The sequence below is a fragment of the Sphingomonas jinjuensis genome, from assembly GCF_014197105.1.
Taxonomy (GTDB): Bacteria; Pseudomonadota; Alphaproteobacteria; order Sphingomonadales; family Sphingomonadaceae; genus Sphingomonas; species Sphingomonas jinjuensis.
On sequence record NZ_JACIEV010000007.1, the window covers coordinates 109,270 to 133,258 of the forward strand.

Annotated in this window: 21 protein-coding genes; 9 read left to right on the plus strand and 12 right to left on the minus strand. The window is 68.5% G+C overall.

What is annotated here, in order from left to right; translation table 11 throughout:
* Positions 1-34 precede the first annotated feature (34 nt).
* Both lepA and GGQ80_RS12625 read left to right on the plus strand, forming a co-directional pair.
* The gene (gene lepA / locus GGQ80_RS12620; RefSeq protein ID WP_183985349.1) at positions 35-1,843 is read left to right on the plus strand and encodes a translation elongation factor 4; all 1,809 of its coding nucleotides are present in this window, start codon (positions 35-37) and stop codon (positions 1,841-1,843) included.
* Between the two features lie 134 nt (positions 1,844-1,977).
* Entirely contained in the window at positions 1,978-2,349 is a 372-nt protein-coding gene (locus GGQ80_RS12625) for a hypothetical protein (protein WP_183985351.1), read from the plus strand.
* On the opposite strand, the gene GGQ80_RS12630 is transcribed toward GGQ80_RS12625, so the two are convergent.
* The 5 genes from GGQ80_RS12630 to GGQ80_RS12650 all read right to left on the minus strand — a co-directional run bounded on the left by GGQ80_RS12630 (position 2,334) and on the right by GGQ80_RS12650 (position 8,642).
* Positions 2,334-3,806 (minus strand): PepSY-associated TM helix domain-containing protein, encoded by a 1,473-nt coding sequence (locus tag GGQ80_RS12630; protein ID WP_183985353.1) that lies wholly within the window; start codon positions 3,804-3,806, stop codon positions 2,334-2,336. The genes GGQ80_RS12625 and GGQ80_RS12630 overlap by 16 nt on opposite strands.
* Positions 3,803-4,345 (minus strand): hypothetical protein, encoded by a 543-nt coding sequence (locus tag GGQ80_RS12635; protein ID WP_183985355.1) that lies wholly within the window; start codon positions 4,343-4,345, stop codon positions 3,803-3,805. Before GGQ80_RS12635 ends, GGQ80_RS12630 begins: the two co-directional genes overlap by 4 nt.
* Before the next feature lie 5 nt (positions 4,346-4,350).
* Positions 4,351-6,453, minus strand: a complete 2,103-nt coding sequence (locus GGQ80_RS12640) for a TonB-dependent siderophore receptor (RefSeq protein ID WP_183985357.1) — start codon at positions 6,451-6,453, stop codon at positions 4,351-4,353.
* A gap of 58 nt (positions 6,454-6,511) precedes the next feature.
* Positions 6,512-7,534: a bifunctional DNA-binding transcriptional regulator/O6-methylguanine-DNA methyltransferase Ada gene (ada, locus tag GGQ80_RS12645; RefSeq protein WP_183985359.1), complete on the minus strand. Its 1,023-nt coding sequence runs from the start codon at positions 7,532-7,534 to the stop codon at positions 6,512-6,514.
* 163 nt (positions 7,535-7,697) lie between these two features.
* A complete protein-coding gene (locus GGQ80_RS12650; RefSeq protein ID WP_183985361.1) occupies positions 7,698-8,642 on the minus strand; it encodes a tetratricopeptide repeat protein in 945 nt (314 codons plus the stop codon).
* Between the two features lie 205 nt (positions 8,643-8,847).
* Here GGQ80_RS12650 and GGQ80_RS12655 point away from each other — a divergent pair, with 205 nt between their 5' ends.
* From GGQ80_RS12655 to GGQ80_RS12675, 5 genes are all read left to right on the plus strand, one after another.
* Entirely contained in the window at positions 8,848-9,402 is a 555-nt protein-coding gene (locus GGQ80_RS12655; RefSeq protein WP_183985363.1) for a F0F1 ATP synthase subunit delta, read from the plus strand.
* Positions 9,403-9,406: 4 nt separating this feature from the next.
* Positions 9,407-10,936, plus strand: coding sequence for a F0F1 ATP synthase subunit alpha (gene atpA / locus GGQ80_RS12660; protein WP_183985365.1), 1,530 nt, complete (start codon positions 9,407-9,409; stop codon positions 10,934-10,936).
* A gap of 58 nt (positions 10,937-10,994) precedes the next feature.
* Positions 10,995-11,879: a F0F1 ATP synthase subunit gamma gene (locus GGQ80_RS12665; RefSeq protein ID WP_183985367.1), complete on the plus strand. Its 885-nt coding sequence runs from the start codon at positions 10,995-10,997 to the stop codon at positions 11,877-11,879.
* Positions 11,880-11,904: 25 nt separating this feature from the next.
* Positions 11,905-13,386, plus strand: a complete 1,482-nt coding sequence (atpD, locus tag GGQ80_RS12670; RefSeq protein ID WP_183985369.1) for a F0F1 ATP synthase subunit beta — start codon at positions 11,905-11,907, stop codon at positions 13,384-13,386.
* 123 nt (positions 13,387-13,509) lie between these two features.
* Positions 13,510-13,761 carry an ATP synthase F1 subunit epsilon gene (locus GGQ80_RS12675; protein WP_183985371.1) on the plus strand — a complete coding sequence of 84 codons (252 nt, stop codon included), beginning with the start codon at positions 13,510-13,512 and terminating at the stop codon, positions 13,759-13,761.
* Positions 13,762-13,765: 4 nt separating this feature from the next.
* Here the strand turns inward: GGQ80_RS12675 and GGQ80_RS12680 are convergent, their stop codons facing one another.
* The 3 genes from GGQ80_RS12680 to GGQ80_RS12690 form a co-directional block, all read right to left on the minus strand.
* The gene (locus tag GGQ80_RS12680; RefSeq protein ID WP_183985373.1) at positions 13,766-14,827 is read right to left on the minus strand and encodes an acyltransferase family protein; all 1,062 of its coding nucleotides are present in this window, start codon (positions 14,825-14,827) and stop codon (positions 13,766-13,768) included.
* 55 nt (positions 14,828-14,882) lie between these two features.
* The gene (locus GGQ80_RS12685; RefSeq protein ID WP_183985375.1) at positions 14,883-17,051 is read right to left on the minus strand and encodes a primosomal protein N'; all 2,169 of its coding nucleotides are present in this window, start codon (positions 17,049-17,051) and stop codon (positions 14,883-14,885) included.
* 157 nt (positions 17,052-17,208) lie between these two features.
* Entirely contained in the window at positions 17,209-18,618 is a 1,410-nt protein-coding gene (locus tag GGQ80_RS12690) for a diguanylate cyclase domain-containing protein (protein WP_246347053.1), read from the minus strand.
* Between the two features lie 46 nt (positions 18,619-18,664).
* Between GGQ80_RS12690 and GGQ80_RS12695 the strand changes: the two genes are divergently transcribed.
* Positions 18,665-19,588 carry a tyrosine recombinase XerC gene (locus tag GGQ80_RS12695; protein ID WP_183985379.1) on the plus strand — a complete coding sequence of 308 codons (924 nt, stop codon included), beginning with the start codon at positions 18,665-18,667 and terminating at the stop codon, positions 19,586-19,588.
* A gap of 3 nt (positions 19,589-19,591) precedes the next feature.
* Here GGQ80_RS12695 and GGQ80_RS12700 read toward each other — a convergent pair whose 3' ends face one another.
* From GGQ80_RS12700 to rsmI, 4 genes are all read right to left on the minus strand, one after another.
* Positions 19,592-20,197 (minus strand): DedA family protein, encoded by a 606-nt coding sequence (locus GGQ80_RS12700; protein ID WP_183985381.1) that lies wholly within the window; start codon positions 20,195-20,197, stop codon positions 19,592-19,594.
* 112 nt (positions 20,198-20,309) lie between these two features.
* Positions 20,310-21,266, minus strand: coding sequence for a glutathione synthase (gene gshB, locus GGQ80_RS12705; RefSeq protein ID WP_183985383.1), 957 nt, complete (start codon positions 21,264-21,266; stop codon positions 20,310-20,312).
* A gap of 116 nt (positions 21,267-21,382) precedes the next feature.
* A complete protein-coding gene (locus GGQ80_RS12710; protein WP_183985385.1) occupies positions 21,383-21,760 on the minus strand; it encodes a YraN family protein in 378 nt (125 codons plus the stop codon).
* A gap of 182 nt (positions 21,761-21,942) precedes the next feature.
* On the minus strand, positions 21,943-22,791 hold the full coding sequence (gene rsmI / locus GGQ80_RS12715; protein ID WP_183985388.1) for a 16S rRNA (cytidine(1402)-2'-O)-methyltransferase: 849 nt from the start codon (positions 22,789-22,791) through the stop codon (positions 21,943-21,945).
* Here rsmI and GGQ80_RS12720 point away from each other — a divergent pair.
* Entirely contained in the window at positions 22,790-23,986 is a 1,197-nt protein-coding gene (locus GGQ80_RS12720; RefSeq protein WP_183985390.1) for a penicillin-binding protein activator, read from the plus strand. The two genes, rsmI and GGQ80_RS12720, sit on opposite strands and share 2 nt — an antisense overlap.
* Positions 23,987-23,989 lie beyond the last annotated feature (3 nt).

Sequence of the window (23,989 nt, forward strand, 5' to 3'; positions counted from 1 at the left end):
TGGGATCGTGCGCAGACACTGCTAGCGGGCTGGCATGACTCCGCTCGACCGTATCCGTAACTTCTCGATCATCGCCCATATCGACCATGGCAAGTCGACGCTCGCCGATCGCCTGATCCAGGCCACCGGCGGCCTTTCCGACCGCGAGATGAGCGAGCAGGTGCTCGACAACATGGAGATCGAGAAGGAACGCGGCATCACCATCAAGGCGCAGACGGTGCGCCTGGCGTACAAGGCGAAGGACGGCGTCGAGTACACGCTGAACCTGATGGACACGCCGGGCCACGTCGATTTCGCCTATGAAGTCAGCCGCAGCCTGGCGGCATGCGAGGGCGCGTTGCTGGTCGTCGACGCGGCGCAGGGCGTCGAGGCGCAGACGCTGGCCAACGTCTATCAGTCGATCGAGCACAACCACGAGATCGTGCCGGTCATCAACAAGATCGACCTCCCCGCCGCCGAGCCCGAGCAGGTGCGCAAGGAGATCGAGGACGTCATCGGCCTCGACGCGTCGGAAGCGGTGCTGGCGAGCGCCAAGTCGGGGATCGGCATCGCCGATATCCTGGAAGCGATCGTCACCAAGATCCCGAGCCCCAAGGGCGATGCCGACGCGCCGCTGAAGGCGATGCTGGTCGACAGCTGGTACGATCCGTACCTCGGCGTCGTGATCCTGATTCGGGTGATGGATGGCTCGCTGAAGAAGGGCCAGCAGATCAAGTTCATGCAGGCGGGCACGACGCATCTCGTCGACCGCGTCGGCTGTTTCCGGCCCAAGATCGAACAGCTTAGCGACCTGGGGCCGGGCGAAATCGGCTTCATCACCGCGCAGATCAAGGACGTGGCGCAGGCACGCGTCGGCGACACGCTGACCGATGCGAAGCGACCTGCCGCCGAACCGCTGGAGGGGTTCAAGGAAGTCCAGCCGGTGGTGTTCTGCGGGCTGTTCCCACTCGACGCCAACGACTTCGAAAAGCTGCGCGAATCGATCAGCAAGCTGCGGCTCAACGATGCGTCGTTCAGCTTCGAGATGGAGACGTCGGCGGCGCTGGGCTTCGGCTTCCGCTGCGGCTTCCTGGGGCTGCTTCACCTGGAGATCATCCAGGAGCGGCTGATGCGCGAGTACGACCTCGACCTGATCACCACCGCACCGTCGGTTGTGTACGACATCGAGCTGACCCACGGCGCCGGCCATATCGAACTGCACAATCCCGCCGACATGCCCGACACGAACAAGATCGCCGAGATCAGCGAGCCGTGGATCGAGGCGACGATCTATGTCCCCGACGAGTATCTCGGCAGCATCCTGAAGCTGTGCCAGGATCGTCGCGGCATCCAGAAGAACCTGACCTATGTCGGCGGGCGCGCGCAGGCGACGTACGAGCTGCCGCTCAACGAGGTGGTGTTCGACTTTTACGACCGGCTGAAGTCGCTGTCGAAGGGCTATGCCAGCTTCGACTATCATCAGATCGGCTACCGTCCGGGCGACCTCGTCAAGATGAGCATTCTCGTCAACGAGGAGCCGGTCGACGCGCTGTCGATGATCGTCCACCGCGGCACCGCAGAGACGCGCGGGCGCGGCATGTGCGAGCGGCTGAAGGAGCTGATCCCGCGCCACCTGTTCAAGATCCCGATCCAGGCGGCGATCGGCGGCAAGGTGGTGGCGCGCGAGACGATCAGCGCGATGCGCAAGGACGTGACCGCCAAATGCTATGGCGGCGATGCTACCCGCAAGCGCAAGCTGCTGGACAAGCAGAAGAAGGGCAAGGCGAAGATGCGCGAATACGGCAGCGTCCAGATCCCTCAGGAAGCGTTCATCGCCGCCCTGCGAATGGGTGACGAGGGCTGAGTCGCGCGGCCCTTTGCATGCGAAGGAACCGGGGCGTTAACGCGATATTTTCTGCCGCGAACGCATGGCGTTGGGTCAATGGCCGGGTCGGCCGCATCATTCGCCGGGAACGGTAAGGGAGTATCGAACGGGCGATGGGTAGGCTTCGGATGATCGCCGCAATGCTGGCGACCGTATCGATCTTGGTGGCAGGGCTGTTGGTGACGGTGCCGCAGAGTGGGCTGCCGGTGATATTGGTGTTCGCGATCGGTTCGCTGATCCTGGGTGGGATCACGCCGTTCGAGGCGGCCGATCCGTCGTCGCGGATGCGGGTCGTGCTGGCCTGTGCCGCCTATACGCTGTGCGCGATCGCGGCGGGTGTCCTGGCGGTGGTATCAGGCGCGCCGCGGCTGGTGCCGGCGATCATGCTGGCGTCGACGCTGCCGGGAATGGTGCTGACGATCTGGGCGTTCCGCACGCGCAAGCGCTACAAGCGCCGCGGCTGGCAGAATTACTTCGACAATTGAGGCGATGGTCGGCGGAGCGTCCATAGCCACGCTGCCGCCAGCACGAGCGCGACGAGATCCAGTGCCCAGATCGGCGGTTGGGTCGGACGCAGCAGGACGAGGTGGCCGAGGGCGGTCGCGACGATCGACCCGCCGAGCAACAGCGGCAGGCGCAGCCTCGCGATCCATGCCGGCTTGATCGCGGCGATCGCCAGGCCGGCGCCGATGATGCCCCAGAACGGCCAGACGAGCGGCGCATCGGGACCGGCAACCGCACGCAGCCAGAGCGCCGCGACGAGCCCGATCGGCATGCCCCACACGACGACGTCCCAACCTGCCGCCAGGCGACGCCCGCCGAGGCCACGCCGGCGGCGCTTACCCAGCCACAGCGTGGTCCCGGTCGCGGTGACGACGCACAGCGCGAGGCCGAGCAGCATATAGGCGATCTCGACCGGCAGTCCGGCGAAGTTGCCGAAGTGCAGGTTGTAGGTCGAGGCGGCGAGCTGCTTGCCCAGCGCGCCATCGGACAGGCCGACCGGGCCGAGCCAGCCGCCGTCGCCGCCGAAGACATAGGTCTCGCCATAGACGAGGCGGCGGGGATGCTCTGCGATGATCTGGATGTGCTGGCCGGCGGTGCCGGGATCATGGACGATGATATAGGTGGGCGTAGAATGCGGCACGCGCCGTGCCAGTGTCGTGAGTGCACGGGCGGCGTCGGCGAGCGGGGCGGGGGCCGGATCGGCGATGGGCTCGGCGCCGAAGATGGGGGCATAGGCCCGCTCCATGTCGCCGCCGGTATAGGCCTTTGCCAGCACCGAGAAGCCGACGCTGCCGAGACCGATGAAGCTGCCGGTCAGCGCGACCGCGACGACGAAGGGCAAGGTCCAGACGCCGAGCCGATTGTGCCAGTCGGCCTGCGCGATCTGGTCGTGGCTGCGCGCGCGCAGGGTGAAGGCGTCGCGCACGATGCGCGGATGCGCCAGCACGCCGGTGACGACGAGCGCGACCAGCACCACGCCCAGTGCGCCGACGACGATCATGCCGAAGGTTAGCGGCAGAGTGAGATATTCGTGCAGCGCGATGACGAATTCGGTCCAGGCATGCGCCTCGCGTCCGATCACGCGGCCGGCGGCATCGGTGTACCAGCCGCCGCGGTCGGTGGTGACGACCGGGCGCGGCAGGTCGGCGTTGGGCATGCGCAGGTAGAGGTGGGTGGTACGCGGCTTGCCGACGTCCTGCGTCATGCCGGCTGCGAGCGCGGCCTGCGCGGCGGCGGGACTGAGCGCCTGCGTCTCGGCGATGCCGGGCTGCTCCCAGCGCTGCCACCGGTCGTGGATGACGACCAGCGTGCCGGTGAGCGCGATCAGATAGAGGAGTGCGCTGGCGAGCAGGCCGAGCGCGGCATGGCCGCCGAGCGCGCGCTGGACGAGGCCGCGCTGGTCCGTGGCGGCATGGGGGCGGGCGCCGAGCGCGTTCATCCGAGGCTCCATAGGGCGGTGCCGAGAACCGCCGCGGCGAGCGGGGGCGCCACCATGCGGCGCGTGTCGGCGCGGGTCATCTGCCAGCCCATCAGCAGCGACCATAGCAGAGGCTGGAGGAAGAGCGTGAGCGCGGTGGTGTCGGCATCGCCCATGCCGTGGCGGCGGGCGAGCGCCTGCATGCCGAAGGTCAGCCATTGCGCGGCGGCGAAACCGACCGGGACGACGAGCAGGAAGACGGCAACGCGGCGAACGAGGTCGCCCCAGCGGCGGGGGACGGTGACCGCGGGCGGCTCGCGCGCGGGCTGGCGCTGGCGGGCGGGCGAGGTCCAGCCCGACCAGAGCACCGCGACGATCGCCGCCAGCATGGCGGTGACGGTGCCGATCGCGAGGCCCCAGGCCCCATCCTGGGCGGCCAGGATCGCGAGCGCGAGCGCCGCGACTGCCCAGCCCGCCCAGCCGAGCACGCGCCGCCCGCCCCAGCCTGCGCGGACCAGTCCGATCCCGGCGACGATGAGGAGGAGGGCGGGCGCGGTCACGGGCGTCAGTAGCGGAAGCTGATCGTGCCGAGCACGCTGCGCGGCTCGCCGTAGCGGCTCTGGTCGAAGGTCAGCGCGGTAAGATATTTGGCGTTGGTGACGTTGCGGACGTTGACGCTGACCGCGAGGGCGGGCGTCAGCTCGTAGCGGCCGAGCAGATCGACGAGCGCATAGTCGCCCTGATCGATGCGCACCGTATTGCTCGGCTCGAAATAGAAGCTGCTCTGATACTGGATCGAGGTGCCGAGCTTTACCTTCGGCATGGCCGGCGGCGAGTAGGTGATGTTGAGGCGTCCCAGGTTGCGGGGGACGAAGGTACGCTCCGGCTGGTCCTGCTGGTTGCGGATCTTCATCGTGGTGAAGCCGCCGGTCGCCTGAAGGCCGGGGAGCAGCTGGCCGCCGAATTCCAGCTCGATGCCCTGCGACTTGGCATCGACGGGCGTGTAGACGGTGCGACCGAGCGTCGCATCGAACTGGCCGAAGGCGGTGTTGTTCTGGCGCGCTTGGAAGATCGCGGCGCTGGCATAGAGCCGGCCGCCCAACCATTCGCCCTTCAGCCCCGCCTCCAGATTGTCGCCCTCGACCGGCGGCAGGATCTGGTTGGCGGCGTTGAGCTCGACCTGGGGGCGGAAGATCGTCGCGAAGCTGGCATAGGCGCTGATGCTAGGCGTCAGGTCGAAGGTCGCACCGACGAACGGCGAGAAGCGCGAGCGGCTGAAGTTCTGGGCGGCACCGTATGACGTGCCCTCGCTGGTGGCATGGGTGTAGTTGCCGCCGACCATCACCTTCAGCGGATCGGCGAGGTTGAGGCGGACGAGGCCGTATGCGGATTCGCGCACCGTGTGCGTATCGAGGCTGAGCGTATAGGGCGTCGGGAAGTTGGGCTTGGGGAATCGCCCGTCGAACAGCGTCGCGAGCGGCAACGAGACGTTGATCGTGGGATTGTCGTAGCTGGAATATTGCAGATAGCTCTCGGCGCCGCGCTGGACGCCGACCATTACGTCATGCTCGCGCCCGGCGACGGCGAGCTTGCCGCTGAGATAGGCGTCAAGCGACAGGTTGCGCGTCTCGCCCTTGAAGGCGCCGGGGTAGCTGAAGATGCCCAGCCCGGTGGCGCGATCGGGGTTGCCGTAGATGTAGAAGAGCGTGTCGTCCTCGCTGATCGCGCGGCGCAGCACACTGACCTTGCCGGTCCAGCCACCGCCGAAATCATGCGTGATGTCGCCGAAGATCTGGCGGTCGACGACGTTCCAGCTCGACCAGTCGGGGGCATAGTTGGCGCTGCGCTTGAATTCGATGCGGCTGCCGTCGGTGTAATAGAGCGGGATCGCCCCCCACATCGCGCCGGTGCTCTTGTGATCCTGATGGCCGTAGCCGGCGCTGACGACGGTGTTGGGGCCAAGGTCGGCCTCGACGATGCCGTACCCGGTCCAGCGCTTCAGCTGATAGCGGTCGAGATAGCTGTCGGTGTCGAGCGCCGCGCCGACCGCACGGGCTCGGATGCTGCCGCTCTTGGTCAGCGGCACGCTGACGTCGGCGTCGAGGCGGAGCGCTTCGAACGAGCCGTACTGGACGCTCGCCGAGGTACGGAAGTCCTTGAACGGGCGCTTGCGGACGAAGTTGATCAGCGCCGAGGGATTGCCGGTCGGCGAGAGCAGGCCGGGCGCACCGCGGACGACCTCGACCCGGTCGTAGATCGCGGTGTCGATCGAGCCGGTCTGGATGCCGAACGCGAAGGGCAGGCCGACGCCGTCGATCTGGAACGTCTGGATGTCGAAGCCGCGCGCCGAATAATAGACGCGGTCGGTTTCGCCGGCGAAGACGCTGACGCCGGGGACGGTGGCGAGCAGCTGGTTGACGTCGTTGAGCTGGAAATCCTGGATCTGCGCGCGGGTGACGACGCTGACCGACTGCGGCGTCTCGCGCTGGCTCAAGGGCAGGCGGGTCGCGGTGCGCTGGTCGCTGACGCCATAGTCGTCGGTCCCTTCGCTGCGCTGGCCGGTGACGATCACGTCGTCGCCGCGCTGGGGATCGTTGGCGGGGGTGGTGGCGGCGGTCGGGGTGGTCGAGGCGGCGGCTGCGGCGAGCAGCGCGAGGACGGCGGTCATGTAAGGCAACTCCCTTGTCGGGAGCGTCCTTAGCGGCCCAATCGCTTATTGCAAGTCATTAGCGTTTGCAGCGCCGTTCTCGGTCGAGCAACGCCGCCTTGCGGTCCAAGCCCCAGGCATAGCCGCCGGGGGAGCCGTCACTCCGCAGAGCGCGGTGGCAAGGCACGACGACGGCGACGGGATTGGCGCCGCAGGCCGATCCGACCGCGCGGACGGCGCCGGGATGGCCGGCACGGGCGGCAAGCTCGCCATAGCTGAGCGTGTCGCCGGGTGGGATCGTCGTCAGCGCCTGCCACACCGCTTCCTGAAAGGCGGTGCCGCGGACGTCGAGCGGCAGCGCGGCGTCGCGATCGGGCGATTCGACGGTGGCGACGACGGCCTCGGCCAGCCCAGCGAGCGACTCATCGCCCGGCTCGATCGTGGCGTGGGGAAAGCGGATCGCCAGCGCCGAGCCATCCTCGTCGAACGCGACGCGGCACAGGCCGCGCTGGGTCGCGGCGATCAGCAGCGGGCCGAGGCTGGTATCGGCGACCGTCCAGCGGATCGTCTCGCCGGTGCCGCCGCGCCTCCGGGTGCCGGGCGTCATGCCGAGGCGTGGCGCGGCATCGGCGTAGAAGCGGCTGGGGGCGGCATAGCCCGCCATATAGATCGCCTCGGTCACACTGGTGCCCACGGCGAGGGCGTCGGCGGCGCGCTCGGCGCGATGGGCGCGGGCATAGGCGGCGGGCGTCACCCCGGTCGCGCGCTTGAACAGCCGGTGGAAATGATGCGGGGCATAGCCGACCGCCGCAGCAAGCACATCGAGTGACGGTGCGTCCTCGGCGGCGAGGAGCCGGGTGGCGTGCGCCACCGCGGCGGTATCGCGCGCGACATCGTCGGGCAGGCAGCGGCGGCAAGCACGATAGCCCGCGGCGATCGCCTCGGCACCGTCCTTATAGAAGGTGACGTTCTCGCGTTTGGGGCGGCGGGCCGGGCAGCTGGGCTTGCAGTAGATGCCGGTGGTGTGGACCGCGACGACGAAGCGGCCGTCGGCGCTTCGGTCGCGGGTGGCGAAGGCGGTCCAGGCGTCGGTGGGGGTCATGGGTGTAACTCGCTCCACATTCCGTTCGCCCTGAGGAGAGGCTGAGCGCAAGCGAAGCCTCGTCTCGAAGGGCAAGCCAAGTCACCTGTGCTTCGAGACGGCGCTTCGACTTCGCTCAGCGCCTCCTCAGCACGAACGGATTGGGGGTAGGACGGTATGCCGATCACCGCATCCCGCGGCTTGCGGTCAAAGTCGCCGCCATGCGCCGCACGTCCTGTTCCCCTTCCGCGAGCGACACCGCGCGGGTCAGGCCCCTGGTCACGTCGCCGCCGAACTTCGCGCCGAACACGCGCGCGCGGGCATAGAGGTCGGCGGCTTCGCGATAGCGGCCGGCCTGTTCGGCGCAGAGCGCGCGGTTGAACAACGTCGGGCCGTGATCGGGGTCCGCCTCGCCGATGCTGTCGAAGGCGGCGCAGGCGGCGGGCTGGTCGTGCTTGGTGAGGCGCACCGCCGCACGGAAGCGGGCGGCGAGATCGGGCGAGAGGCCGTCGCGGTCCTCGCGGACGCGGATCGTGTAGTGCTCGCGATGCGGGGCGAGATCGAGCCGGACTTCCTGCGCGATCGATTCGGTCATCGAGTGGAGCATCGAGTCGACCGACTGAAGGATGCCGCCGTCCTCGCAGGCGCTGTCGTCGTCGCTCCGCGCCTTGGTCACGGCATAGACGATACGGCCGTCGTCGTGCCGTGCCATGCTGAGGTCGGCGCGCAAGCTGACCGAGCGGCGCAGGCAATCGACGCTGTAGGTCTGACGCTTCACGCATTTGCCGTCCTTGTCCTTCTCGACGCAGCGACTGCGGCCCTCGGTATAGGGCACGTCGCTGACGCCGACGTCGGTGCGACCGGTCAGCAGGCCATCGGGGCGAAGCGAAGGGGTGATGAGTTGGGCATGCGGCACGCCGTCGTCGCCGGCCTTTGCCAGCCGACGCTCGATCGCCATCGCCAGCTCGTCGCCCTGCGGCCCGCGGAAGGGATCGACGCCGATCGTCGGCAGCAGGCTGGCCTCGCGCGCACCCGCGGCAAAGACGCCCTCGAGCCGGAGCGTCTCGGCACGGGCAGGGGCTGCCGCCAGCATCATCGCCGCCACCATCGTCACCGCCAGCCGCCGCATGCCGTCCGCTCCCCTTGGCCTGTCTGCGCGATCGTTACGGCCGCGATGCTGAACCGATCATGATGGCTTTGTCATAATCAGGGCCCCCGTCGCTTGCATCGCCGCCGCCCCTTTGCTAACCGCGCGCCATCCCACCGGGCCACGCTTTGGCGTGCGCCCCGATCGTCTGTGGGGCCATCTAGTCGCTAACGGGGACGTCGATCGCGTGGATCTATCCGGCGGTATTCAAGCGAGCTTAGGCGGGCGCTATGCGCTCGCGCTGTTCGAATTGGCGAATGATGCCAAGACGATCGACCAGGTCGAGGCCAGCCTCGCCACGGTTCGTCAGGCGCTGTCCGATTCGGACGACTTCAAGGCGCTGACCGCGAGCCCGCTGGTGTCGCGCGGCGAAGCGGCGAAGGCCGTGCTGGCGACCGCCGATGTGCTGGGCGTCGATGCGACGACGAAGAATTTCCTCGGCGTGCTCGCCGAGAACCGCCGGCTGGGGCAGCTGCCCGCGATCATTCGCGCGTTCCGCCAGCTCGCCTCGCGCCATCGCGGCGAGACGACCGCCGAGGTGACGAGCGCGCATCCGCTGAGCGACGAGCAGGTTGACGCGCTGAAGCAGCAGCTGCGCACCCGCGTCGGTCGCGACGTTTCCGTCGACCTGTCGGTCGACCCGCAGATCCTGGGCGGCCTGGTCGTCCGTATCGGTTCCCAGATGATCGATTCGTCGATCCGCACCCGTTTGAATGCGCTCGCCAGCGCGATGAAGGGCTAATTCCATGGATATCCGCGCCGCAGAAATTTCGAAGGTCATCAAGGACCAGATCGCCAACTTCGGCACCGAGGCCCAGGTTTCGGAAACCGGTCAAGTGCTGTCGGTCGGCGACGGCATCGCGCGCATCTATGGCCTCGACAACGTCCAGGCGGGCGAGATGGTCGAGTTCGCTAACGGCGTGCAGGGCATGGCGCTGAACCTGGAGGCCGACAACGTCGGCGTCGTGATCTTCGGGTCGGACTCGGAGATCCGCGAGGGCGATACCGTCAAGCGCACCGGCACCATCGTCGACGTGCCGGTCGGCAAGGGCCTGCTCGGCCGCGTGGTCGACGGCCTCGGCAACCCGATCGACGGCAAGGGCCCGATCGCCAGCGACCAGCGCAGCCGCGTCGAGGTGAAGGCGCCCGGCATCATCCCGCGCCAGGGCGTGTCGGAGCCGATGCAGACTGGCCTGAAGGCGATCGACGCGCTGGTGCCGGTCGGCCGTGGCCAGCGCGAGCTGATCATCGGTGACCGCCAGACCGGCAAGTCGGCGGTCGCGATCGACACCTTCATCAACCAGAAGACGGTCAACGCCGGCAGCGACGAATCGAAGAAGCTGTACTGCGTCTACGTCGCGGTCGGCCAGAAGCGCTCGACGGTCGCACAGCTGGTCCGCACGCTCGAAGAGAATGGCGCGATGGACTATTCCATCGTCGTCGCCGCGACCGCGTCGGACCCCGCGCCGCTCCAGTTCCTGGCGCCCTACACCGGCACCGCGATGGGCGAGTATTTCCGCGACAACGGCATGCACGCGCTGATCGTGTTCGACGATCTGTCGAAGCAGGCGGTCGCCTATCGCCAGATGTCGCTGCTGCTGCGCCGCCCGCCGGGCCGCGAGGCGTATCCGGGCGACGTGTTCTATCTCCACTCGCGCCTGCTGGAGCGCGCCGCCAAGATGTCGGATGCGAACGGCGGCGGCTCGCTGACCGCGCTGCCGATCATCGAGACGCAGGCGGGCGACGTGTCGGCGTACATCCCGACCAACGTGATCTCGATCACCGACGGCCAGATCTTCCTCGAAACCGACCTGTTCTTCGCGGGCGTCCGTCCGGCGATCAACGTCGGCCTGTCGGTGAGCCGCGTCGGCTCGGCTGCGCAGACCAAGGCGATGAAGAAGGTGTCGGGCTCGATCAAGCTGGAGCTGGCGCAATATCGCGAGATGGCGGCGTTCGCGCAGTTCGGGTCTGACCTCGACGCGTCGACGCAGAAGCTGCTCAACCGCGGCGCTCGCCTGACCGAGCTGCTGAAGCAGGCGCAGTTCTCGCCGATGCCGTTCGAGGAGCAGACCGCGTCGATCTTCGCAGGCACCAACGGCTATCTCGACACCGTGCCGGTCGAGGCGGTGGTTCGCTACGAGGCGGCGATGCTCGCCGACCTGCGTGCCAATCACGCCGACGTGCTGACCAAGATCCGCGAGACGCGCGATCTGGGCGACGAGGCGAAGGCGGGGCTGAAGAGCGCGCTCGACCAGTTCGCGAAGACGTTTGCCTGATGCAATGAACGGGGCGGGGAAACCCTGTCCCGTTCGCGCCGAACGGAAGTTGGATTGAATGGCTAGCCTCAAGGCTCTCAAGGTTCGGATCAACTCGGTCAAATCGACCCAGAAGATCACCAAGGCGATGAAGATGGTCGCCGCGGCGAAGCTGCGGCGGGCGCAGGATGCCGCGCAAAACGGCCGCCCCTACGCCGATCGCTTGGAGAAGGTGGTCGCGAGCCTGGCGTCGAAGGTGACGGTGAGCGAAAGCTCGCCCAAGCTGCTCGGCGGGACCGGCAAGGACCAGGTCCACCTGCTGGTCGTCGCGACCAGCGAGCGTGGCCTCGCCGGCGCGTTCAACACCAACATCGTCCGCGCCGCCCGCCGCAAGGCCGAGGAGCTGGAGCGCGCCGGCAAGACCGTGCGCTTCTACATTGCGGGCAAGAAGGGCCGCGTGCTCAAGCGCTTCTACGGCAACGCCGTCGTCGCCGACCATGAGATGGGCGCGATCAAGTACGTATCGTTCGACGATGCCAAGGCGATCGCCGAGGACATCGTCGCGCGTTTCCACGCCGGCGAGTTCGACGTCGCCCACCTGTTCTACGCCAAGTTCGTCTCGGCGCTGGTCCAGGACCCCGTCGGTCAGCAGATTATCCCGGTCGCGGTGCCCGCCAATGCGGAAACCTTGCAGAAGACCGGCGCCGAAGCGGCGGTCGAATATGAGCCCGACGAGGAATCGATCCTCGCCGACCTGCTGCCGCGCAACGTCGCGGTGCAGATCTTCCGCGCGCTGCTCGAGAATGCGGCGTCGGAGCAGGGCAGCCGCATGAACGCGATGGACAATGCCACCCGCAACGCGGGCGACATGATCAACCGCCTGTCGATCCAGTACAACCGCACCCGCCAGGCCGCGATCACGACCGAGCTGGTCGAGATCATCTCGGGCGCCGAAGCGCTCTAAGTCATTCGAAGCAGGAAGAACCGTCATGGCAACCGCCGCTGAAGACATCCGCCCGACCCAGTCGACGGGCACCACCAACAATGTCGGCCGGATCTCGCAGGTCATCGGCGCGGTCGTCGACGTGCATTTCGACCAGCAGCTGCCCGCCATTCTGGCGGCGCTGGAAACCGACAACAACGGCACCCGTCTGGTGCTCGAGGTCGCGCAGCACCTGGGCGAGAGCACCGTCCGCACGATCGCGATGGATTCGACCGAGGGCCTGACCCGCGGCCAGACGGTTCGCGACACCGGCGCGCAGATCTCGGTCCCGGTCGGGCCGGCGACGCTCGGCCGCATCCTCAACGTCATCGGCGAGCCGATCGACGAGCGCGGCCCGGTCGCCACCGAGATGCGCGCGCCGATCCACGCGAAGGCGCCCGAGTTCGTCGATCAGTCGACCGAGAGTGCGATCCTGGTGACGGGCATCAAGGTCATCGACCTGCTCGCGCCCTACGCCAAGGGCGGCAAGATCGGCCTGTTCGGCGGCGCCGGCGTCGGCAAGACCGTGCTGATCCAGGAGCTGATCAACAACATCGCCAAGGGCCATGGCGGCACCTCGGTGTTCGCGGGCGTGGGCGAGCGTACCCGCGAGGGCAATGACCTCTATCACGAGTTCCTCGACGCGGGCGTCATCGCCAAGGACGCCGACGGCAACGCAATCAGCGAGGGTTCGAAGGTCGCGCTGGTCTATGGCCAGATGAACGAGCCGCCGGGGGCGCGTGCGCGCGTCGCGCTGTCGGGCCTGACGATCGCCGAATATTTCCGCGACCAGGAGGGCCAGGACGTGCTCTTCTTCGTCGACAACATTTTCCGCTTCACCCAGGCGGGCGCCGAGGTGTCGGCACTGCTCGGCCGCATTCCGTCGGCGGTGGGCTATCAGCCGACGCTGTCGACCGACATGGGCGCGCTGCAGGAGCGCATCACCTCGACCAACAAGGGCTCGATCACCTCGGTGCAGGCCGTGTACGTGCCTGCGGACGATCTGACCGACCCGGCACCGGCGACATCGTTCGCCCACTTGGACGCGACGACGGTGCTCAACCGCGCGATTTCGGAGCTGGGCATCTACCCGGCGGTCGATCCGCTCGACTCGACGAGCCGCGTGCTCGAGCCGCGCGTCGTCGGCCAGGAGCATTACGAGACCGCGCGTGCGGTCCAGTCGCTGCTCCAGCGCTACAAGTCGCTGCAGGACATCATCGCGATCCTGGGTATGGACGAGCTGTCCGAAGAGGATAAGCTGACCGTGCAGCGTGCGCGCAAGATCCAGCGCTTCCTGTCGCAGCCGTTCCACGTCGCCGAGGTCTTCACCGGCATTCCGGGCAAGTTCGTGGCGATCGAGGATACGGTGCGCTCGTTCAAGGCGGTGGTCGACGGCGAGTACGACCATCTGCCGGAAGCGGCCTTCTATATGGTCGGCGGCATCGACGAAGCGGTCGCCAAGGCCGAGAAGATGGCGCACGAGGCGTAAGCCACGACGAGCCCCTTCCCCTTCAGGGGAGGGGTAAGGGTGGGGGCGGCAGGCGGTGCTCTTGGTGAGACATCGCCCCACCCCCTACCCCTCCCCTGAAGGGGAGGGGCTTGAGGTATCATTATGCTGCACTTCGAACTCGTCACGCCCGAGAAGCTGGTCCGCTCCGAGGACGTGTTCATGGTCACCGTCCCCGGCACCGAGGGCGACTTCGGCGTGCTGGAGGGCCATGCGCCGATCATGTCGACCGTCCGCGACGGCGCGCTGGTGATCTATCGCACCCAAGGCGGCGCGCCCGAGACGCTGACCGTCCAGGGCGGCTTCGCCGAGGTCAACGAGCGCGGCCTGACCGTGCTTGCCGAGCACGCCGCCTGATCGATCAGGCGGGGGCGGGCTGCTGCACGCGCCGGCTCGCTTGCCTGTTCGCGGCGAGGAGTGGGCGTTCGACCCAGCGGTGGAATGCCAGCGCCAGTCCCACGGACGGCACGATGATGGCGGTCGCATAGGCGCCGGGCGCGAGCGTGAGCGTGCCGTGAAGTCGCTCGACCGCCAACACTACACAGGGGTGAATCAAGTATAGCGCATAGGAGGCATCGCCGAGCGCCGCGACGGCGTCGCTCGTTCGTCCGCTCGATCGCCGGCCGAGAAGCGCCGTTACGATCAATGCCCAGGGCAGGCCCCAGGACATCACGCGGCTCCAGCCGCTGATGCCGTTCACCGCATTTTCAAAGAACGCCAGACAATAGAGATCGGCACGCCCGGCCGCGAGCGCCAGGCCAGCGATGCCCGCCAAGACGAGCGGTAAGCCACAGGCCCGCAGCCAGCCCCGTTGCCAGACGTACCAGCCGATCACGCCCATCGCGAATTCCGCCTGTAGCGGGTTGAGCATCATGCGCAGCGGCGCCCATGCGGGATGGAGCAGGCTACCCGTCATCGCCGCGCCAAAAGCCAGCGCTGCGAGCCGGAGGGGCGATCGACCGGCGACGGCGATGACGAGCGCCACCAGGGCATAGAAGGAGAATTCGAATCCCAGCGTCCAGCCGACCGTGAGGACGGGGGCGTGATAGGCCTCGCCGTCGAGCACCGGCAGGATGGTGATTGTCGATACGAGCGCAGGCAGTACGGCAGGAGTTGGGCTGAGCGCCATGTAGACGGCGCTGACCATGACGAAGAGCGGGACGATTCGCCGCCAGCGGGCGACGAGGAAGGCGGTGGGCGTGATGTCGCGCGTGGCAAGCGTCTGCGCCATCACCATGCCGCTGATGACGAAGAACAGGTCGACGCCGCTGGCGCCCATCAGGGCGAGATGACGGACGTTCGGGTGAAGCGCTTCTGTGACCGGCGCGCCGCCGTCGCCGATTGACGCGGCGACGTGCTGGGCGAGGACGAGTAGAGCGGCGAGGGCCCGGAGCCATTGGATCGACACGATGCGCGTTGCCACGTCCCGATCCGTGGCACGACAGGCGTTAAGGCTGCGTTGGCGGGCCGAACCGGGGTTACAGGAAGCTGTAGGGGTCGACGTCGACGATGACGCGTACCTTTTGCGGCCACTCGAGCGCGCCCAGCCAGCCGCGGATCACGTCCTGCACGTCGAGTGCGCGGCGGGCATGAACGAGCAGGCGGAAGCGGTGACGGCCGCGGAGCATCGCGAGCGGCGCCGGCGCGGGGCCGTAAACCGACATGCCCTCCACCTCCGGCGCGGCGCGCCCGATCAGGCGGGCGACCTCGTGGGCGGCGGCCTGGTCCTCAGAACTGACGACGATCGCGGCATAGCGGCCGAAGGGCGGGGCGCCGGCGTCACGGCGTGCCTCGGTCTCCGCCTCGTAGAAGGCATCGGCGTCGCCGGTTATCAGCGCCTGCATCACCCGCGCCTTGGGGCTGTGCGTCTGAATGAAGACGTGGCCGGGCTTTTCGCCGCGACCCGCGCGACCCGATACTTGGCGGATCTGCTGGAAGGTGCGCTCGGCGGCGCGCAGGTCGCCGCCCTCGAGGCCCAGATCGGCATCGACCACGCCGACCAAGGTGAGATTGGGGAAGTGATAGCCCTTGGTCACCAGCTGGGTGCCGACGACGATGTCGATATCGCCCGCCTCCATCCGCGCGACGAACTCGGCGGCCTTGGCGGGGGACCAGATGGTGTCCGATGTCACCACCGCGGTCTTCGCATCGGGAAATAGCGCCGCGACCTCATCGGCGATGCGCTCGACGCCGGGGCCGCAGGCGACGAGGCTGTCCTCCTCCTTGCATTCCGGGCAGGCGCGCGGGATCGGCTCGATATGGCCGCAATGATGGCAGGCGAGGCGGCGGGTCAGGCGATGCTCGACCATCCACGCGGTGCAATTGGGGCATTGGAAGCGGTGGCCGCAGTGGCGGCACAGCGTCAGCGGCGCATAGCCGCGGCGGTTGAGGAACAGCAGCGACTGCTCGCCCTTCGCCAGCGTCTCCTCCAGCGCGGCGACCAGCTTGGGCGCGAGCCAGCGGCCGCGTTCGGGCGGTTCGGCGATGAGGTCGATGGGCTCGATCGTCGGCAGCTCGGCGGCACCGTAGCGGCCGGGCAGCTTGAGTTCGGCGTAGCGGCCGAGTTCGACCTGCTGGCGCGTCTCGATCGCGGGGGTCGCGGAGGCGAGGATGACCGGACACTGCTCGAACAGCCCGCGCATCACCGCGACGTCGCGGGCGTGATAGTGGACGCCCTCCTCTTGCTTGAAGCTGGTCTCGTGCGCCTCGTCGACGACGATCAGGCCGAGGTTTTTGTAGGGGAGGAACAGCGCGGAGCGAGCGCCGACAGTGACCATCGCGTCGCCGCAGGCGATCTGGCGCCAGGCGCGGCGGCGCTGCGACGAGCGCAGACCCGAGTGCCACGGCACCGGCTCGCAGCCGAAGCGGTCGTGGAAGCGCTTCAGGAACGGCTCGGTCAGCGCGATCTCGGGCAGCAGGACGACGCTCTGGCGACCGGCGCGGATCGCGGCGGCGATGGCCTCGAAATAGACCTCGGTCTTGCCCGAGCCGGTGACCCCGTCGAGCAATGTCGGCTGGAAGGCATGGGCGTCGACGCCGGCCACCAGCACATCGGCGGCCTCGCGCTGCTGCGCCGACAGGACGGGCGGTCCGAAGCCGGGATCGGGGACGGGGAAGGCGGTGTCGATATCGACCTCGACCGGCTCGATCGCGCCCGCCTTCACCAGCCCGCGAAGGACGGCATCGGAGACGTCGGCGATCGTCGCCAGCTCGCGGATCAGGCCCTGGCGGTCGGTGATGCGCTCGAGCGCCTGGGCGCGCTGCGGCGTCAGGCGAGGCGGCACCTCGCCGGTGGGGCGGTACTCGGTGATGGTGCGCGCGCCCTCCAGCGCCGAGGTGGAGGCGAGAGCCATGCGCACCACCGAAGCGGGCGGCGCGAGGTAATAGTCGGCGGTCCATTCGACCAGGCGGCGCAAGGGCGCACCCAAAGGCGGCACGTCGGCGACGGCGAGGATGTTGCGCAGCCGGTTGTCGCCGACCTCCGCGTCGGAGGGCAGGCGATCGGCCTCCCACGCGACGCCGATCAGCTGGCGCGGGCCGAGCGGCACGACGACGATAGAGCCGGGCTCGACGTGCATCCCGGCGGGGACGCGATAGTCGAGCGGGCCGAGCGCGGCATTGAGGACGAGGACGCGGACGCGTTGCATGCACGCGCCATATGGGGGTTTTGCGAGTCGGGGTGAAGCCGGTCACCCAATCTCACGTCGTCATTCCCGCGAAGGCGGGAATCCATACTGGCTGACCGCACCAGAATCACTGCCGTCCGCGACTATGGATCCCCGCCTTCGCGGGGATGACGAAGCTTCATGCCGCCCGACGCTGCCCGATCCGGCCGCGCTTGGCGTCGTAGAGACGCATGTCGGCGCGGCGAAGGAAGTCGCGGATCGCCTCGTCGCCGGCGAAATTGGCGACGCCGACGCTGCCGCCACATAGGACCGGCAGGCCTTCGACGATCAGCGTCACGCGCAGCCATGCCTGAAGCCGCTCGGCAAAGCCGCCGAGATCGGAGACCAGGCGCGGATCCTCGACGATCACCGCGAACTCGTCGCCGCCGAGGCGGCCAGCGGTACAGCCGTCGAGCCAATCGGCACTCAGTCGCTCGGCGATCGCGCGCAGGGCGTCGTCTCCGACATTATGGCCGAAGGTGTCGTTGATCTGCTTGAACCCGTCGAGATCGATGATCGCGAGCGCGAGTGGCGTACCCGTGTCGCGCGCGGTGATCATCGCGGTTTCGAGCGCGGCATCGAACGCGGCGCGGTTGTTGATGCCGGTGAGGAAGTCGGTGTCGGCGGAGCGGCGAAGCTGCTCCTTCAGCCGGTGGGCGGCGGTGATGTCCTGGAACACGCCGATCACCGCGTCCGGGCGGCCATCGGCATCGAACTCCACCTCGCCCTGCGATCGGACGCGGCGCAGCGAGCCGCGCGCGGTGATGAAGTCGGTTTCGAAGTCGAACGCCTCGCCGGTCGCGATGGTATGGGCGAGCTTGGCTGCCACCATCTCGCGCGCGGCGGGCGGATAGAAGTCGAGCGCGCCGTCGAGCGTCGGGAACTGGCCGATGGGCAGGCCGTGGATCTGGAACACCTGATCGGACCATGTGAGGTCGCTGTCGGCGAGGCGCAGGCGCCACGATCCGATCATCGCCAGCCGCTCGGCCTGTTCGAAGATCCGCGTCTGGCGTTCGAGCGCGATCGCCTGTCGCTCGCTTTCCGCCGCCATCTCGATGGCAGCGATGGCGGTGGCGCGGGCTGCCAGCAGCGCTTCGGCAAGGGTGCCGAGGTGATGAAGCGCGGCGCGGCCTTCGACCGACAGCGAGCGCGGCGCCGTATCGGTCACGCAGATCGCGCCGATGGCGTGGAGATCGCCATGCTCGTCACGGCTGCGGATCGGCGTGCCGGCGTAGAAGCGCAGGCCGCCGGCGACGAGGTGGCCATCGGCGAAGCGGGGGTCGGCGGCGGCATCCTCGATCACCATCGGGCCGGATTGGCGGATGGTATGATCGCAGAAGGCGCCGTCGCGCGGCAGCTGCGCGGGCAGATCGCCGGACGCCGCCTTGATCCACAGCCGTTCGCGATCGATCAGCGTGATGGCCGCCGGGCAATGCAGCATGTCCGCGGCGAGCGCCACCAGCGCGTCGAACTCGCGCTCGGGCGCGGTGTCGAGTAGGTCGAGGGCGTGCAGGGCGGCAAGGCGGCGCGCCTCGGCGGTAGCGGACAATGATTGTGGCTCCATATGAAACGGTTAGACCCATTTTGGTTAAGCCATGATTGACCAGCGCGATCGATTGCGACCAGCCGGTGCGGCACTGCCGCTGGCGGCGGAATGGGCCGCCCATCTGGCGCGCGACCGGCGCCGTTCGGAGCATACGGTGCGGGCCTATCGGGCCGGGGCGGAGCGGCTGATCGATTTTCTCGGACGTCACTGGGGCGGGGCGGTTGATCGGGCGGCGCTGCGGGCCATCGGCGTCGCGGATCTTCGCGCATTCCTGGCCGAGCGGCGGGGCGAGGGGTTGGGCAACGCGTCGGCCGCGCGCGAGCTGTCGGCGATCCGCGGATTTCTGGCATGGGCCAATCCCGGGCACGGCGGCCCCCGGATCGCCGGGCCGCGGGTGAAGAAGGGCGTGCCCCGGCCGGTATCGCCCGACGAGGCGGTGGCGCTGGCCGAGGAGGTCGTCGAGGACGCGCGTGAGGAATGGATCGGCAAGCGCGACTGGGCGGTGCTGATGCTGCTCTATGGCGCAGGACTGCGCGTCGGTGAGGCGCTGGCGTTGACGGGCGCGATCCTGCCGCTGGGCGAGACGCTGAGCGTGACGGGGAAGCGGGCGAAGACGCGAATCGTGCCGCTGCTGCCGCAGGTGCGCGACGCGATCGAGGATTATGCCGTCGCCGTGCCTTTCGGCGTGTCGCGCGATACGATCCTGTTTCGCGGTGCCAAGGGCGGGCCGTTGTCGCCGGCCGTGGTTCGGCGGTCGGTGCGGGGCGCGCGCGGCCGCCTGGGGCTGGGCGAGCGGACGACGCCGCATGCGCTTCGGCACAGCTTTGCGACGCACCTGCTGGGGCGGGGCGCCGACCTGCGTGCGCTGCAGGAGTTGCTCGGCCATGCCAGCCTGAGCTCGACGCAGGTCTATACCGCGGTGGATGCCGCCCATCTGATGGACGTGTACCGGCACGCGCATCCGCGGGCTTAGACGCTAGCGCTGGGCGCGGGGCTTCCAGGTGGCGACGCGGTAGAGGTAGAAGCCGACCCCGGCGGCCATCAGACCTAACGCGATCGGGCCGACATAGCGGTCGAGCTGTTCGAAGTTGCGATCGAGGACGACGCCGGCGCCGGCGAGGATGGTGTTCCAGATCGCGCTGCCCCCGGCGGTCGCGAGAATGAAGCGCCAGTGCGCCATTCGGCCCATGCCGGCGGGCAGCGACACCAGGGTGCGGAAGGTCGGCATGAAGCGGAAGACGAACACCACCCACCAGCCGCGATGATGGAAGAAGTGGGTGATCTTCTCGATATCTTCCCATTCGAGCGTCAGCCAGCGACCGTATCGATCCACGAACGGCTTCAGGCCGTGGTAGCCGAAGCGGCGGCCGAGCCAGTACCAGGGATAGTTGCCGACGACGGTCCCGATCGTGCCGGCGACGACCAGCCAGACGAAGCTCATCTGCCCCCGCCCGACGGCCATGCCGCCGAGGCCCATGATGACCTCCGACGGGATCGGCGGGAAGACGTTCTCGAGCGCCATCAGGAAGGCGATGCCGAGATAGCCGCCGCGGGTGATCAGATCGAGGATAAAGTCGGTCATGTGGGGGGAGAACACGGGGGAGTGGGGATGGTTCAGGCTGCCCTCACCCTTCTCTCTCCCAACGGGAGAGGGAAAATGTCGCCGGAGGCGACGAGGGGTGAGGACGGTCTGGCTAACCCCGTTCCGCCACGCGGCGTTCGATCGCGTCCCAGATCATGGCCGCGACGTCGGTGCCGTCGAAGCGCTCGATCGCGACGATGCCGGTCGGGCTGGTGACGTTGATTTCGGTCAGCCATTCGCCGCCGATGACGTCGATGCCGACGAACAGCAGGCCGCGGCGTTTCAGCTCAGGGCCGAGGACGGCGCAGATTTCCCGTTCGCGCGCCGTCAGCTGCGTCTTCTCCGCCGATCCGCCGACCGCGAGGTTGCTGCGGATTTCGCCCTCGCCGGGCAGGCGGTTGATCGCACCCGCGACCTCGCCATCGACCAGGACGATTCGTTTGTCGCCCTTCGCCACCGCGGGGAGGAACGCCTGGACCATGTGCGGCTCGCGCCACATCTGGTTGAAGACCTCGAACAGGGCCGACAGGTTCGCAGCATCCGATTCGACCTTAAAGATCGCCTTGCCGCCGTTGCCGTGGAGCGGCTTGACGACGATTGCGCCATGCTCGGCCAGGAAGCGGCGCGCCTCGTCGACGCTGCGGGTGACGAGCGTCGGCGGCATGAACTGCGGATAGTCGAGGACGAAGACCTTTTCCGGCGCGTTGCGGACGCTGGCGGGGTCGTTGACGACGAAGGTGCGGTCGGCGATCCGCTCGAGCACATGCGTCGCGGTGATGTAGCCGAGGTCGAAGGGCGGGTCCTGGCGCATCAGGACGACGTCGGCGTCGTCGCCGAGATCGAGGTCGACGGGATCGCCGAACGTGAAATGGTTGCCGACCTCGCGCCGCACGGTGACGGGATGCGCCTGCGCCCAGACGCGGCCCGCGGCATAGTTCAGCGCCTCCGGCCCGTAATGGTAGAGCCGGTGACCGCGTGTCTGCGCCGACAGCATCAGCGCGAAGCTGGAGTCGCCGGCGATGTTGATGGTCTCGATCGGGTCCATCTGGACGGCGACGGTGAGTGACATTGCGACCTACCTTCCGTTCGCCCTGAGACTGTCGACGGGCGTGTTCCGGGACGCGTGCTTCGACGAGCTCGGCACGAACGGGGGATTAGGGGCCGTGGATCGGAAAGTCACCCGGATCAGGGCATCCAGGCGTTTTCGATGTGGCGCGGGCGGGTGCCCGGCGCGAGCAGGATGACGTCGACGCGGATGTCGTCGCCGGGACCGGCATAGCGTTCCATCAGCACCTCCGCCGCGGCGGCGACGCGGGCGAGGCGGCGCTGGTCGATCGCGAAGTCGAGTTCGGCGGCGGTGGCGCGGGTCTTGACCTCGACGAAGGCGATGAGGTTGCCGCGCCGGGCGACGAGATCGACCTCTCCCGCAGGCGTGCGAACGCGGCGATCGAGGATGTGCCAGCCCTTGAGCCGAAGCCACCAGCCGGCGAGCCGCTCGCCGCGGCGACCGGCGGACTCCGCGGCGCGGCGGTCAATGGTGGTGGGACGGCGGGGAGAACGCATCAGTGCAGCTTGGGCGAGCACTGCCGGATCGGCAAGCTGGCGGCATCCGCTATTGTCGGTCCGACGATCGCTGATAGGCTGTTATCGGGGAGATGTTCACCATGGTAATCTGGCTGTCGCTTGCCGTCGTTGCCTTCTGCTGCGTAGCGGCGGTCAAGGCCGCGAAGAGAAGGCGCTAACGGTCACCCGTTGTCCTTCATTGCCAAGGCCCTGGCGTAGAGGGCCTTGCGGTCGAGGCCCAGTTTCTTGGCCACTTCGCCGGCGGCCTTGGCGGCGGGTAGGCGGGTGAGGGCTTCGGCGAGGGCGGCGTCGCCGTCTTCGAGGCTGGCAGGTGGCGCCTCGCCGGGCGGGGCGACGACGATGACGATCTCGCCCTTGGGCGGGGCGTCGGCATAGCGGGCGGCGAGGGCGGAGAGCGGCGCGGTGACCGCCTCTTCGAAGCGCTTGGTGATTTCGCGCGTCACCGCGGCATCGCGATCGCCGAGGCCCTGCGCCAGCGCCGTGAGGCAGGCGGCGAGGCGGGGGCCGCTCTCGTAGAGGACGAGCGTGGCGCGGATATTCGCGACCTCGGCGATGGCGTCGGCGCGCGCCTTTTCCTTGGACGGCAGGAAACCGCAGAACAGGAAGCGGTCGGTCGGCAGGCCCGCCAGCGTCAGCGCGGCGATCGCGGCGCAGGGGCCGGGAATCGTCACCACCAGATGGCCGGCGGCGCGCGCGTCGCGGACGAGCTTGTAGCCGGGGTCGGAAATCAGCGGCGTGCCCGCGTCGCTGACCAGCGCCACCGCCTCCGATCCCATGCGCGAGATCAAGGCAGGGCGCATGCCTTCGGCGTTATGGTCGTGATAGGGCAGCATCGGCCGCTTGGTGCCGATGTGACGCAGCAGGCCGGCGGTGACGCGGCTGTCCTCCACCGCGATCACGTCGGCACGCGACAGGATATCGGCGGCGCGGGGCGATAGGTCACGAAGATTGCCGATCGGCGTCGCGACGATGTAGAGGCCGGGTTCAAGAACAGTCACGGGGAACGTCATGGCAGAGGGTGTATGGAATTCGCAACGCCCACGGGCGCTTGGCCGTTGGGCGGCGCTGGTCGGCGCGGGGCTGTTGTCCGCCTGCTCGACCGTGGTGCCGCGCGGTAGCGAGCCGCCGCCGAGCGCGCCGCCGCCGCCCAAATCTCCGGTCGCGAACGACACGGTTCAGGCGGGGCTGCCCAACGACGTGCAGCGGCACCGCATCGCGCTGCTGGTGCCGCTGTCGGGTGCGAACGCCGGGGTCGGGCGGTCGATCGCCAATGCGACGCAGCTGGCGGTGCTCGATACCGGCACCGACAAGCTGCGCATCACCAACTACGACACCGCGACCGGCGCCGCGGCGGCGGCGAGCCGGGCGATCGCGGAGGGCGCCCAGCTGATCCTGGGACCGTTGCTGGCCGATGACGTGCGGGCGGTGACGCCGATCGCGCGGGCGGCGGGGGTGCCGGTGATCGGTTTCTCCAACGATGCTGGCGCTGCGGGGCAGGGCGCGTATCTGATGGGCTATGCGCCGGCGCAGTCGATCGAGCGCGTCGTCGCCTATGCCAAGAGCCGGGGCGTCAACAGCTTTGCCGGGCTGGTGCCCAATGGGCTGTACGGCGAGCGGTCGTCGACCGCCTTCCTGCGCGCGGTCGAGGGCGCGGGCGGACAGGTCGTCTCGCTGCAGACCTATCCGCGCCAGGCCGGCGGTATCGGCGCGGCGGTGACACGTTTGAATGCCAAGGCGCCGTTCGACGCGGTGCTGGTGGCCGATGGCGGCGCGGCGGCGGCGGCGGCGGCGCCGCTGGTCAAGCGCGCGAGCCCGCAGACGCATCTGCTGGGCACCGAGCTGTGGAATAGCGAGACGGGCATCGCCGCTCGGCCGCCGTTGCAGGGGGCCTGGTTCGCGAGCGTCGGCAACGGGCTGTATCGGCAATATGCCGCCAAATATCGCGCCCGCTTCGCCGCGGCGCCGTATCGCCTGTCGAGCATGGGCTATGACGCGGTGCTGCTGACGGTGCGGATCGCGCGCGACTGGCCGATGAACCAGCGCTTCCCCGAGAACCGGTTGCGCGATTCGGATGGCTTTGCGGGCATCGACGGGGCGTTCCGCTTCGGCCGCGACGGCGTCGCCGAGCGCGCGCTGGAAGTGCAGGAGATCCGCGGCGGCACGACGGTGACGGTGTCGCCGGCGCCGGCGAGCTTCGGGAAGTAGCTC